This is a genomic window from Bifidobacterium imperatoris (assembly GCF_002860405.1).
GTDB classification, from domain to species: Bacteria; Actinomycetota; Actinomycetes; order Actinomycetales; family Bifidobacteriaceae; genus Bifidobacterium; species Bifidobacterium imperatoris.
In genome coordinates, this window is sequence record NZ_NMWV01000042.1 from 1 (window position 1) to 13,445 (window position 13,445).

11 protein-coding genes and 3 pseudogenes are annotated in these 13,445 nt (G+C 44.5%); 9 read left to right on the forward strand and 5 right to left on the reverse strand.

The features are described from left to right. Positions 1–447: glycosyltransferase (locus Tam1G_RS10980; RefSeq protein ID WP_165781999.1), on the reverse strand; the 447-nt coding region annotated here is incomplete at its 3' end. A 536-nt stretch (positions 448–983) separates the two neighbouring features. On the opposite strand from Tam1G_RS10980, the gene cps2T reads away from it, so the two are divergent. The 8 genes from cps2T (at position 984) to Tam1G_RS11020 (ending at position 9,926) form a co-directional block, all read left to right on the forward strand. Continuing rightward, positions 984–2,168 carry a beta 1-4 rhamnosyltransferase Cps2T gene (gene cps2T, locus Tam1G_RS10985; protein WP_101626551.1) on the forward strand — a complete coding sequence of 395 codons (1,185 nt, stop codon included), beginning with the start codon at positions 984–986 and terminating at the stop codon, positions 2,166–2,168. A 9-nt stretch (positions 2,169–2,177) separates the two neighbouring features. Beyond that, positions 2,178–3,374 (forward strand): glycosyltransferase family 4 protein, encoded by a 1,197-nt coding sequence (locus Tam1G_RS10990; RefSeq protein ID WP_101626552.1) that lies wholly within the window; start codon positions 2,178–2,180, stop codon positions 3,372–3,374. Positions 3,375–3,378: 4 nt separating this feature from the next. Beyond that, on the forward strand, positions 3,379–4,032 hold the full coding sequence (locus Tam1G_RS10995; RefSeq protein WP_101626553.1) for an acyltransferase: 654 nt from the start codon (positions 3,379–3,381) through the stop codon (positions 4,030–4,032). Positions 4,033–4,174: 142 nt separating this feature from the next. After that, entirely contained in the window at positions 4,175–5,170 is a 996-nt protein-coding gene (locus Tam1G_RS11000; RefSeq protein WP_101626554.1) for a glycosyltransferase family 2 protein, read from the forward strand. Positions 5,171–5,750: 580 nt separating this feature from the next. Next, the gene (locus Tam1G_RS12125; protein ID WP_423220497.1) at positions 5,751–6,365 is read left to right on the forward strand and encodes an O-antigen ligase family protein; all 615 of its coding nucleotides are present in this window, start codon (positions 5,751–5,753) and stop codon (positions 6,363–6,365) included. Between the two features lie 17 nt (positions 6,366–6,382). Then, entirely contained in the window at positions 6,383–7,855 is a 1,473-nt protein-coding gene (locus Tam1G_RS11010) for an oligosaccharide flippase family protein (protein WP_101626556.1), read from the forward strand. Between the two features lie 30 nt (positions 7,856–7,885). Beyond that, entirely contained in the window at positions 7,886–9,034 is a 1,149-nt protein-coding gene (locus Tam1G_RS11015) for a polysaccharide pyruvyl transferase family protein (RefSeq protein ID WP_101626557.1), read from the forward strand. Continuing rightward, positions 9,027–9,926, forward strand: coding sequence for a beta-1,6-N-acetylglucosaminyltransferase (locus Tam1G_RS11020; RefSeq protein WP_101626558.1), 900 nt, complete (start codon positions 9,027–9,029; stop codon positions 9,924–9,926). Before Tam1G_RS11015 ends, Tam1G_RS11020 begins: the two co-directional genes overlap by 8 nt. A gap of 755 nt (positions 9,927–10,681) precedes the next feature. Here the strand turns inward: Tam1G_RS11020 and Tam1G_RS11030 are convergent. The 4 genes and pseudogenes from Tam1G_RS11030 to Tam1G_RS11040 form a co-directional block, all read right to left on the reverse strand. Then, on the reverse strand, positions 10,682–11,836 hold the full coding sequence (locus Tam1G_RS11030; RefSeq protein WP_101626559.1) for an ATP-binding protein: 1,155 nt from the start codon (positions 11,834–11,836) through the stop codon (positions 10,682–10,684). 344 nt (positions 11,837–12,180) lie between these two features. After that, positions 12,181–12,318 (reverse strand): annotated as a pseudogene (locus Tam1G_RS11990) (nucleotidyltransferase substrate binding protein); the annotation flags it as partial. Between the two features lie 12 nt (positions 12,319–12,330). Beyond that, positions 12,331–12,619 (reverse strand): annotated as a pseudogene (locus Tam1G_RS11750) (nucleotidyltransferase family protein). 78 nt (positions 12,620–12,697) lie between these two features. After that, on the reverse strand, positions 12,698–13,072 hold the full coding sequence (locus tag Tam1G_RS11040) for a DUF234 domain-containing protein (RefSeq protein ID WP_341352519.1): 375 nt from the start codon (positions 13,070–13,072) through the stop codon (positions 12,698–12,700). Between the two features lie 141 nt (positions 13,073–13,213). Between Tam1G_RS11040 and Tam1G_RS11045 the strand changes: the two are divergent. Then, positions 13,214–13,445 (forward strand): annotated as a pseudogene (locus tag Tam1G_RS11045) (integrase catalytic domain-containing protein); the annotation flags it as partial.

The following is a 13,445-nucleotide window of genomic DNA, read 5'->3' on the forward strand; positions in this document are numbered from 1 at the left end:
GCGTGAACAAGCTGCATAATGTGTCGGATAAACGCGGGAGAACGGACGCAACACCATCTTCATAGCGGTCTTCGCATACTCACGCGGATTGCTCGTGGAATGGCTGTGCGCGATGCGCACTGGTACGTCAGCATCCTTGGCTGCCTTCAAGGGAAAGACGCTCAGGGAATTCATATGCGAATGCACGATCGACGGACGCAGTTCGCGGAACAAACGTTCACACGCTTTCATATACGCGGGCAGACGCTTGTAGGAGGGAATCTCAAACACTCGTCCGCCCAGAGATTCGATCTCCTCGGCCGGCACTACGGTCGAATCATCCTGCACGATGAAATCAAATTGCACGCGGTCATGGTCGACATGACGATAATGATTCATCACCGTGGCCTCCACGCCACCGCCCATCATGCGACCAACCACTTGAGCTACTCGGATAGGAACATTCATCCGGCAAAACCTCAGATGATGCGGCCAATGAATGCAAACAAACTGACATAACGGGCGTTATCGGCTAACAGTCTCTTCTCCACGGTTCTTCCTCCCTGCCTGCGGCACAACTGTGCCTCACGACAAAACTACAGAGCAGTATAACCTACGGGGGTGTCTGTCACCCTTGGAAATGAGACACGGGGGAACATGCATTTTTTGCTTATAAACCGCAGAATAACAATGTTTATGGGACTCCCGGCAAAAGAGATTGCGAACAATTTCTTAACACATATTCCACGTTCTAGACATTAAAAACGGGTGGTTAAGCGCTTGCATCGTGCTTGATATAGGGAGGACTCAGGGATCAAACAACACTAAGAGGAGCCAAAAGAATCTAGAAGGTTTTCAAAGATGCACGATTCAATCTCTCGAAGATTGATGTCATTAAGACCTTAAATACGAAAAATAGGATTCTTGCCATCAAGCTTCCCAGCATATCTTCGAACGAATTAAGCCGATAACGCCCGTTATGTCAGTTTTGTGGGGGTTGCGGCATGAGCGTGGTGTCATCGGTTCAGCATGTGTTCGTTGTGGGGTCGAAGGGGATTCCGGGTAGTTACGGTGGTTATGAGACGTTCGTTGATCGTCTGACGGAGCGTCATGCTTCGGAGCCGGGGTTGAAGTACCACGTGGCGTGTAAGTCGGTGTCGGAGTCGGGTCGTTTCTTGTACCATAACGCGGATTGCTTCAGGGTGAGGGTGCCGCAGATTGGCCCGGCTCAGGCGATTTGGTATGACGTTGCTGCGTTGAACGAGTGCGTGCGCTACATTCGCGCGAACCGTATCGAGAATCCCATCGTGTATGTGTTAGCATGCCGTATCGGCCCGTTCGCTGCGCATTTCGAACGTGTGATCCATAAGCTGGGTGGCAAGTTGTACGTGAACCCGGACGGGCATGAGTGGATGCGTGCGAAGTGGAGCGCGCCGGTGCGTCGTTACTGGAAGCTGTCCGAGCAGATGATGACGAAGCATGCGGACCTGATGGTGTGCGATTCGGTGAACATGGAGCGGTACATCCGCGAGGAGTATGCGGCGTATGACCCGCAGACCACGTTCATCGCGTACGGGGCGGACGCGCGTGCGAGCGAACTGGCGGACGACGATCCGAAGCTGATGGATTGGTTCCGCGATAAGGGGCTCTCCCCGAAGTCGTATTATCTGGTGGTGGGCCGTTTCGTGCCGGAGAACAACTACGAGACGATGATCCGCGAGTTCATGGCGAGCAGTTCGAAACGGGACTTTGCGCTGGTAACGAATGTTTCCGACAAGTTCCTCGAGGAGTTGAAGGAGAAGACGCATTTCGACCAGGATCCTCGCATCAAGTTCGTGGGCACCGTGTACGACCGTGAACTCCTGATGAAGATTCGTGAGGATGCATACGCATATTTCCACGGGCATGAAGTGGGCGGCACGAACCCGAGCCTGTTGGAGGCGTTGGCCTCCACGGACTTGAACCTACTTTTGGGTGTGGGCTTCAACCGTGAGGTCGCGCAGGACGCTGCTCTGTACTGGTCCAAGGAGCCCGGCAACCTGGCTGCCTTGATCAACAGTGCCGATGCCATGACTCCTGACGAGATTCACGCGCTCGGCGTCAAGGCCAAGCAACGCATCGCTGACGCGTACAGCTGGCAACACATCGCCGACCAATACAAAAACGTCTTCCTCAACGAGACGAAATAGAGAGGCGAGATGATGAAAATCCTCGCCATTCACAATTTCCATCGTTCGGGTTCTGCAAGCGGTGACGATCAGGTATTTAAGAGCGAAACCAGTATGCTCGAGGAACATGGTCATGAAGTAATTCGTTATACAGTGTCGAATGATGAGTTCGACAAGGCGGGTGCAGCAGGTAAGTTGGCCGCTACGTTCGGCATGCTGTGGTCATTTAAGAACTACCGGGCGGTGACTTCTCTGATTCGTGAGCACCATCCCGACATAGTACATGTGCATACATTTTTCCCGCTATTGTCTCCGTCGATTCTGTATGCGGCGAAGCGTATGGGTGTGCCTGTGGTGGCTACATTGCACGATACTCGTTTCGTCTGCCCTGTGGCGACCTCACTGCGTGACGGACAGATTTGCAATGAATGTGGTGACGGTCATTATCTGCGGATGGCTCGCCATGCCTGTTTCAAGGGATCTCGTCTGCAGAGTCTTCTCGTGGCGGGCATCTTCAAGTACCACCGCGTCCGTCGAAGCTTTTATAAGCAAATCGATCGATACATTTGTCTCAATGAGAATCAGATTGACTTGTTAAAGGGTATAGGCTTCGATTCGTCGAAGATAGTAAAGAAATATAATTTTGTTCCTGATGCTCAGGCGAATATGGCTGCTGAGCATGTATCTGGCTTGCCTGAACGGTATGCAGTTTTTTATGGTCGTATTGGTGCAGAGAAAGGCATTCGTGTACTTCAACGTATCTGGAATGAGATTGACGATATTCCGCTCGTGGTGATGGGCGGAGGCCCGCTGGAAAGCGAGTTCAAAGCTTGGGCGGATAAGAAGCCGAATGTCTATTTCCTTGGGTACACGCCGCATGAACAATGCATGGCTATTGCGAAAGCCGGAGAGTTTGTAGTGTTTCCCTCGATTTGGTACGAGGGCTGCTCGATGGTCGAGATTGAATCCGAAAGCCTTGGATTGCCGCTTGTAGCAACCGACTTGGGGTTTTCTGTGGAAGCAGTCAATGACGGTATCAACGGTGTGAAAGTTCCATTGGGAGATATGCGCGGTTGGGTTACATCCATTCGTGGTCTTTGGGAAAAACCAGAGCTATGCAAAAAAATGGGCATAAATGCTCGTCAGGATTATGAGGACAAATACACACCTGAAAATAACTATCAACAACTGATCAGTATCTATCAATCCACTTCGGGAAGAGGTTGATTCGATGAGCTTCGATTCAAATATTGCAAACATTGACAAACTCATCATTCTCATGCGCACAGGCACCAAATTTATACGTGGATTGTGGATTCGTTTATTTCTTCGCGAAGCACATGGCTTATTACTGGTAGGACAACACGTCACCATATCCCATGCACATAATGTGCGTTGCGGGAAAAACGTAAAGTTTGAAGATTACGCAGAAATACAGGGACTGTGTTCTAACGGTTTAAATTTTGGCAACGACGTCACTATTGGTCGCGCCACTATGATTCGTCCATCAAGCTATTATGGCGGCGATTACGGATATGGAATAACTATCGGTGACAATTCCTCAATTGGCCCTCATGGGTATATAGGATGTTCTGGTCGTATTTACATCGGCAATAATGTGATGATAGGACCAAAGTGTAGCCTATTTGCGGAAAATCATGTATTTAGCAATTCGAATGAAAGCATAAAAAGCCAAGGAGTTCAACAGCGCGGAATAACAATTGGCGATGATTGTTGGATAGGCAGCAACGTTGTCATTTTAGATGGCGTATCGATTGGTAGTCATGTAGTAATCGGTGCAGGGACATTAATTGCAAAAGATGTTCCTGACTACAGCATTATTCTAGACAAACGAGACAGAATGACACGTCAAAGAATAAAATAATTAAGAGTTAAGCACTTGTAGTACGAAGTTATTATGCACAATTTTATGTGCTGAATAAGAGAATTATATTGGATAGTACTGGAGAACCATAAGGACAATACAGCCAATGGTTATATAACATATCCATATGAGGGGAGACTAAATGTCTTTAGTTACAATCATTCTTCCTGCGTATAATGCTGAAAAGACGATTGCAAGAGCGATAGAATCAGCGCTTAGCCAAGAATATACAGATCTCGAGGTAATTGTAGTCGATGATGGATCCTCTGATTCGACATTGAACGTTTGTAAGGCCTTAGCAGATAAGGACAATAGACTCAAGGTTTTGCACATAAACAATAGCGGTCCAAGCGCAGCGCGCAACTACGGGCTGTCACGAGCAAACGGTGAATTTATTTGCTTTATGGATGCAGATGATGAAATGAGCTCGACAATGATTTCGCAGATGACCTCTAATATGCAAGACGACATAGATTTGGTGGCATGCGGATACAAAGTACGATCCAATAATGGGGAACAAGCTTTTGAACAAAGGCTTGATGACAAAACATATTCGAATGATCACCTATATGAATTTATAGGAAAACTGCAAGAAGCAAAAGCGTTCAATCCTCTATGGAATAAAATATTTCGCCGCAGTATAATCGACGGCAATAATCTAATAATGGACACGTCCGTTGATATGGGTGAGGACTTTCTATTTGTTGTAGATTATTGTGAAAAAAGTAAAAAAAATTATAAGACACTTTCTTCGCCTCTATATAATTATGAATTATCCAATAACGGATTACAGGTCACGGCAAATAGGAATAAGAACCTTGATCGCAGATTGTCGCAACTTGAACAATTGAATAAAATATTCAATCAAAGAAATTATCCAATGGATATAATCTATAAAGAAAAGTTGCGTATTCTCTATACTTCATTATTGGAATCCAGCGATTTACGTATCTTACTGAATGAAGTCAATAAAAAAGAATATTTAAATGATTTTATTAATTTGGATGTAAAACTTAGCGGAAAGTATAACATCTTTCTGAAAATTCTTAAAATCAAGCATATTGGTATCGTTTATTTATCCATAAAGCTCTTTAAATTGGTAAAGAAAATACAAGGAAAAAGTTTTAACTGGGGATGAGATGAAATTTAGCAAGAATCTTCAGATAGTATTTATAGCACTTGCAATTATCCCTTTCTTTCAAAATGCAATTGGATATAAATACCCGCCACTCGGCCTAGTTGTTCAGTTCTCTAGATTTTTCTTCTTTACCATATGTATTGCATTAATATTGATAAATGCTAGCGCCTTTAGCTTTATAACTAAAAATATAAAGATATACTTAATTATTGCACTTATATTTACATTTATATGTTCCGCTATAGTAAATAATACGAATGTTGTTGCGGTATTACAGTTATCTTTATATATTTTATACCCATTTTTACTATTTTCTGTATGGTCGCATAGCCCGGTGGAAACCTTAAATATATGTAAGGGGGTAACATACGGTCTTAATATACTTGTTCTTGTAAACCTTGTCATGATGCTATGCTTCCCACAAGGCCTATTTCAGACAGTAAGTTCAGACACAGTATCATATTATTATTTATTTGGTGCTAAAAATCAAATGGTTGCACCAATTATGACCTGCTTGTTCTTTAATGCGGAAACAGCGTACAGAAGCTACAACAAAATTGTGACGAAGACATCATTGTTTATGAGCCTCATATGTACATTGGAATTGATTATTGGCGGTAGTGGCACGGGACTTATTGTTTTGTTTGTATTTATTGTTCTTTGTTTACTCGAATTAAAACATCGAACGATAAGTCCTAATTTATCTTTAATTGTGCTGCTTGCTTCTTTCCTAGGTATTGTTGTCTTTCGAATCCAGAATATTTTTAGTTTTCTTATTGTCGATGTTTTACATAAGTCTTTAACACTCTCCGATAGAACATACATTTGGGATTCCGCAATTGAAAGTATTTTGTCGCACCTAATTCTTGGAACTGGAATTACTGATTCATTATCAGGTAATGTACATTTGAAATTATCATATTTGGTAAAAGATATTTTTGCCCATGACCTGTACCTGGATTATTTGCTTATGGGGGGAGTTCCGGCACTATGTATCTTTATTTGTCTCCTGATTTCTGTCAAGAATTCTTATTGTTATATTTTGAATAGGAATAGGACCTTTATTTGGTGGGGAATTGTAATATACCTATTTGCTTCCATTGTTGAAATATATACAACAAATTTTTGTTTATTCCTCATGTTTGCTTATATGAGTATATGTGACTATTCGATCAGGCACGGTCATTTGATTTAGATTTAAATGGGATATTTATGACAAGTTTAAAAAAGAATCTTATTTATAATATGGCCTATCAGATACTGGTCATATTGCTTCCTCTTATTACAGCCCCTTATGTTTCAAGAGTCCTTGGTGCCGCTGGCCTCGGTACGTATTCGTACGTTTATTCAATTTCTTATTACTTTGGCCTTGTAGGTATGCTCGGTATCACGAATCATGGTAGTCGAAGCATTGCGTTGCATCGAACAGACAAGTTACAGACCGCACAAACATTTTGGAATATATATGCAATTCAGTTTATCAGTACGGGAATCGCGGTTCTTTTATATACCGTTTTTGCTTTTCTCTTATTTAATGGCGATAAAATAATTGCTTATATTAATATTCTCTTCGTTATATCTTATTTGCTTGATATAAATTGGTTGTTCTTCGGTCTTGAGCAATTCAAGATTACGGTCATTAGAAATACCATAATCAAGGTTGCGACCGCGTGTTCGATTTTTATTTTTGTCAAAAACCGTGATGATTTGTGGCTATACACACTAATTATGGCTCTGGGAGCTTCATTAAGTCAAATCTATCTTTGGATGAATGTTCATAAATTTGTTCCATTCTGCAAGCCAAAGTGGTACGAGGTGAAAAAGAACATCAAGCCAGTAATAGTCTTATTTATACCTGCTATTGCCTATAGCATTTATAAGGTCTTAGACAAGATTATGCTTGGCGCCATGTCTGATATGACCCAGGTTGGTCTATTTGATAATGCGGAACGAATCGTAAATATCCCGGTAAGTCTCATTACTGCCTTTGGTACGGTTATGTTGCCGAGGATTTCCAATCTCATCGCATCTGGTGACTCAAATCAAATAAAGAAATACAATGCCATTTCGTTCCGCTACTTCACTATGCTTGTTTGTGGTGCGGCGTTTGGTCTTGCTGGAATTAGCAATGTTCTCGCTCCAGTTTATTTTGGAGACGAATTCACAGGAAGTTCACCTATTATATTTGGCTTAAGCTTTAGTCTTATTTTTATGATCTGGGCTAACATCCTACGAACTCAGTATCTGATTCCCAATAAAAAAGATATGCCATACGTCATTTCGACATTGGTTGGTGCAGCTATCAATATTTCCATAAATTTGCTTTTAATACCCCACCTACAAGCAATAGGAACAATGATTGGTACCATCCTAGCCGAACTTTCTGTATTCTGTGTTCAATACATATTTACCAGAAAAGAATTCCCAACTCTTCAATATCTGAAATCGGGAATTGTGTTCTTCCCGATAGGGGCTTTAATGGGGATAGCTGTTTGGGTTGTCGGTCACATTCTCGGCTCAACGCTTATCACACTGGTCGTTCAGATTCTCCTCGGTGCCTTCATCTATGGAATCGGGTCTCTGATTTATCTCATCGCAATTAAAGACGATCTATTCATTTCCATGTTAAAGAAAACTCTTCATATTAATATGAATCCGCATTTGCCAAAACATGCATCTATCTAATTTGTAAATCAAAGAAAAGGAGTAATAATAATGTCCCGCAATGACAAAACTGCCACAATCACATTCCATAACTCTTATAACTGCGGCTCTATGCTCCAGGCATTAGCTCTTCAAAGAGTCCTAATTGACAAATACGGTGCCGATAATGATATTCTTGATTTTTCCAATCAGGGACAAAAAGAAATGTACAGCACTTTTTGGAAAGTCACCGGCTTGAAGTCATTTATAAAGAATGCACTTTGGGCCACTGTTTATAATCGTATTCAGCAACAGGCTGCCGCATACGAAGCGTTTGAGCATAAATATTTCCGTCTGTCACAAGATGGCTACACTTCTAATAAGGAATTGACTGCCACTAATTCCAAGTATCGGAAATTCATCACTGGCAGCGATCAAGTATGGAATATCCACTGCATGGATGCCGATGACGCGTATTATCTCAACTTTGTTTCTGATTCCAACAAGCGATATGCCTATGCCGTAAGCTTCGGTGCCAATAATCCTTTTGCAGATAATTCGCTTAAGGATCACTACCTTGATCTTGTCAAGAAATTTAACAAAATCTCGGTTCGAGAACAGAATGCAAGGAAATGGGTTTCCGCAGCCACCGGTAGAGAGGTTTCACTCTGCGTGGACCCCACCATGTTGCTTTCTCAAGAAGAATGGGAGAAGACAGTACAACTCGGAAGTTCCCCCATTATCCAAGGCGACTACATCTTCTATTACTGCTTCAGCATCTCACAAGAGATAGCGTCCTTCCTCCACCAGGTATCCAAAAAAACCGGTATGCCGGTATACTTCTTTGAACCTAAGGAATGGGCTCTTCGTTGCTGCTGGAAGAACAAGATTCGCTTGGTGAAGAAATATGGCCCGGAAGCCTTCTTGAATTATATGAAATACGCAAAGATTGTCTTCACTACCTCCTTCCATGGAACAGCTTTCTCAACGATTTTCCATAAGAACTTTTGGTACATCGATTCTGGGCATAATGATTTATCCAAGGATGATCGAGCCGTGTCGTTCCTAACCCAGCTTCAACTCACAGATCGCTACAAAACCATTCCCTCGCTTCTCCGTGCAGATCTGTCAATAGCCCCTGATTACGCCCAACCGGATCAAGCGCTTGCACAACTCCGCGAAGAAGCTTTTGAATATATCGAGGGTATAGTAAATGACTGATAAATCCGATAAGCAGGCGTACCTGCTCATGGCACACAACAATCTTGAACAACTTAACTATCTGATTAGATCTTTAGATTCGGAATTCAGTGATATTTTCCTTCATCTCGATGCTAAATCTAAAATCAATCCGAATGAGATTGTTAAACCTGTTTCTTCTCAGCTCTATTTCTGTAATCGAATTAATGTGTATTGGGCGGAATACAGTCAAGTGCAATGTGAGTTGAATCTATTGCGCCTTGCTACTCGGACAGGTAAGTACAATTACTACCATCTGATATCCGGTATGGATTTTCCCCTGAAGACTCAGAGGGAAATCCATACCATGTTAAGAAATCGGAACGATATCTTCATTCATTTCACTACGCCCAAAAATGTTGAACTAACATTACCTTTTGTACGCTACTATCACTTATTCCAAAAACAACTCTGTGTAGTCAATAGAGATCATACTTTTTCTATTTATAAAGTATTTGAAAAAATCTTCATCCTGTTTCAACGATTAATTCGTTTGAATCGTATACCGAATGACATTGTGATTAAAAAAGGAGCAAACTGGTTCAGCATTCCTGACGATTTCGCAAGATACGTTCTTGACCATCAGGATTACATAGAGAAGCTATTTAGGAACACTCGTAGTCCTGATGAATTCTTCATGCAAACTCTTGCGTTCAATAATCCCGATTACAAGAAACGTATATACAGGTTCAATGAGGATGATTCATCCGAATCATGTCTGAGACATATCGATTGGTTGAGAGGCAGCCCCTATACTTTCACCATAAATGATTATGATGAACTCGTTCACTGCGGGATGATTTTTGCAAGAAAATTTGATTTAAACAAAGATAGACAAATCATCATAAAACTTATGAGCCGTCTTTTTGACTAAAAAGCAATAGACAGGTTCTGGGCATGCATCATAGTCGGCCGCATATCGTTCTTCTCGGTATCATCTGCGACGACAATGATGTGGTCTGTTTTTTGTTTCGTCTCGTAGTAGAGGCGGAACAAAAAACAGACCACATCTTATCTCCTGGTAATGCCCTTGCATCCCCCCTGTCTGTCGATCCGTCATCTATATTCAGCCCAGTAACCACTTGCCTAGCGTTCCAACTGGAATCACATAGATACCATCATCTCGCTGATAGGCGTACTCGCCTATGCCCACGAGAGCAGCCATGAATCCTGGCTCTCTAGCACGTGCACTCGGATTCTTCATCAGCTTGTTCCTGAGACGTATAAGATTCGTCGACGCATCCGCAAAATAACAGCGAGCCTTTACCTGAAGCCGTTTCGGATCTCTAGCTGGAGGCACCCATCCTTTCACCGGATCAATAACAAACATGCTCTCAAACATCGCCACATACTCGGACACCGTACGCTCCGAACGGCATCCAGCAGCGTTTGCGCGTCAATAGCGGACTTGGCACTTGAAAAATTGATACTTAAACAAGCCGGCAAGGCTCACTACGCCACTAGAAAGCCCCCAACCCGAAAAGAGTCGATACACCCTAATCCGGCCAATCCTCCCATCCAGCCGTTTTATCCAGCATAACGACGAAAATCCGAATTCACCGCTAAGGGCTGCTCGCCAATCTTGAATCATGTCTGCCGGCTGTCATTCCCGCCAAAACCTGAGTTCGTCTATTCTTCAGACAGTCCAAGGGTCATGCGGATATATGCCGCATGTTCTCTGAGGTATTCGCGCAGGTACGGAATCGCAAAATCCACTTTCCCATACCCGCAATCCTCAATAACCTGCGCCTCGATCAATCTAATGCGGTAGATACCGGCATATTTCACATCTTTGCCCATGCGTTCGGCAATAGTTGACGTCGATGAAGGCCCATCATCCTGAGCCATAGCCAGCAGATATGTTTTATCGATAGGAGAAAGACCATCCAGTTCAGGGCCGTGAACCGTATCTCCCAGGCGGCTCATCGCATCCTTCACACCAGCCTGCGCCTCATCGATTGACACCTCGACGGGGCCAGACAAATCATGATTACGTCGCACAACCCGCCAGATATGGTATCCAACCAATTGGATCATAAATGGGTAACCCGCCGTCGCCTGTGTAGCAATATGGAGCGGCTCATCCTTCAGAATAATTCCGGAAGCATGGAAAGTATCGGCAAGAGCACTCGATACTTCCTCTAAAGGAATGTCGCCAAGTCGTTCCGGCTGTGCACGGCGCAAGAAAGTCATTACATCGTCATTCAACCATTTAGAAGACATCGAGGGAAGTCCGGCAAAGACCAAAGCCAAGTTACGATCCTCACTGATGAGATGCTGCGCTGCAGTTGCCACAGCTACCATATCCGATCTATCTGCTGCCTGGGCTTCATCAATCGTCACCAGTAATCCCGCATTACGCTTTTCGAGCGTATCCAAACGAGCACTCATGGCTTCACGCAACGTCAAAGGCATGGAATCCCTCTCATAGCGCATTCCACCCAGACTGCCGCCAACATTAAAAACACTCACCGAAGGCTCAAATGAAAAACTGAAGTTCCCTTTCTGCGGCTGCATCTTGCTCAGTAATCGTTGGGCCATGCCAGCAGAAGCGGTTTCGCTAATGGCCTGCCAGCTGCGCTGTTCAGCTATGCGCCTGAACTCCGTTAGCATTACAGTTTTGCCAATACCTCTAGCCCCTGTGATTCTCATCAAACGCCCTGGAGCTCCAGACCCGTTATCCAATCCCTCTTGAAAATCATCAAGGACTAGATCTCGTCCAATCAATACTGGAGGAAGATGACCAGCACTCGGTTTGAAAGGATTCGTTCTTGCGCTCACCATAGCTTCCCTCAAATCTAAAACAATCTAAAAGGTTCTAAAAAGGATAACAGAATCTGTCTAATCCCAGCGGATAGTTGACGCGTGTCTTGAGGCATGGTTTACGGTCTGTTGATTGTTGACCGGTGTATGGATACACAATTGCAGCAGTCGGCATCACCCATCCATCGAAGACAACGGGAGCGTTCGCAGCGAGTTCCTGCGTAACAAGGCCATCGTCAACACGATCCTCTCGGGCATGCCGGTCGCGGAGGCAGCCCGATACTATGGAGGGACGCGCCAGTGGGTAAGATGGCTACAGTATAGTTATCATCCGCAATGAAATCATCTGCAATAGAGCTAAGTAGTTACTTAACCAGCTGATCGCCATACCGGGCAACAAGCTCTGCGTTTACCCTTTCAAACTCAGGAATATAATCCGTGATTACGGTATTCACCAGACGCCGTGCGCGCTCCTCATCATAGATATGTGCGGAGTCATTGCGGAGACATAATTTTCATACTTTTTCATATAAGACCTTTCCGCTACGCTCAATCTTCCTCCGCAACAACTCGGAAATCGGCTCATCGAGGTTAATGACATCTAACTTGAGCAACGACCACAGATCGTTTTGCAAATGATCCTCGAAAGTATTGAAATCAGGACACCCGGATACAGCAAGATCGATATCGCTTTTTGGGTCGCGCCGTTCCCTTCGCGCGAGAACCGAAAAGTATCACCTTACGCACGCCGGCAGCGGCAGCGAATTCGCGGATCTGCGCGTACACGTCCTCGATGGGAACCATCAGAAACCTCCAATCCGCGCTGAACAAGGCCACATCAAACCCTAACTCATGCATGAACAACGCGGAGAAACAGTACAGTCATTCCGCTGTATACAGGTTACTCGCCGAGATGAACGTCATGGAGTCATCCTCCTGGTACCGCTTTCTTGTGACTTCTGAGACCGGTAATTTGGTGAACAACATGAATCGCGCGTTTTCAGCTGGGTAGCCACGTACTAGGTCCGCACGTCGGTGCAATCGTTCAATGGCCTCAGTCTCGTTGAACGTATTGCGCCATTTGCATTCGTCGAACAGAATGTTCTTTTCCTGCGGCTCGGCCGCGATCACATCAATATCGGTCTGTTCACGTGCAATCGGATCGTTGCCCCACCACTTGCCGAATTGCGTGGCGATGAAAGGCAACTTACCTAAGGAATTGCGTCGCATCAGCCATTGCTGGCAGATGGTCTCGATTCACACCCTCCCACTAAGTGTATTGAAATTAACTGTATCACGATTAAGGTCGACGTGCCTCACGTTTTTTGAGCGCGTAGGGTGTGGTGGTGCCTCATCGGGAATGAGCGCGAACGGTATCGGTCCTGTTTGGCTTGTCTTATGGAAGACAGGATCAGCATGGCGACGAAGCGGCAGGTCACCCTGAGATTCAGGGATGAATACATGAAGGCGTCGAAGAAGGACAAGGGACGCATCCTCGATGAGATGTGCTCCGTGCTGGGAATCGGCAGGAGCACCGCGAGACGCAGACTCACGGAAGCCGGGCGCGGCAGGCCGTCGATGTCGCCCGCGGAGCGGCCGAAGCGGTATTCGGAGCAGTCGCGCGAGCTGC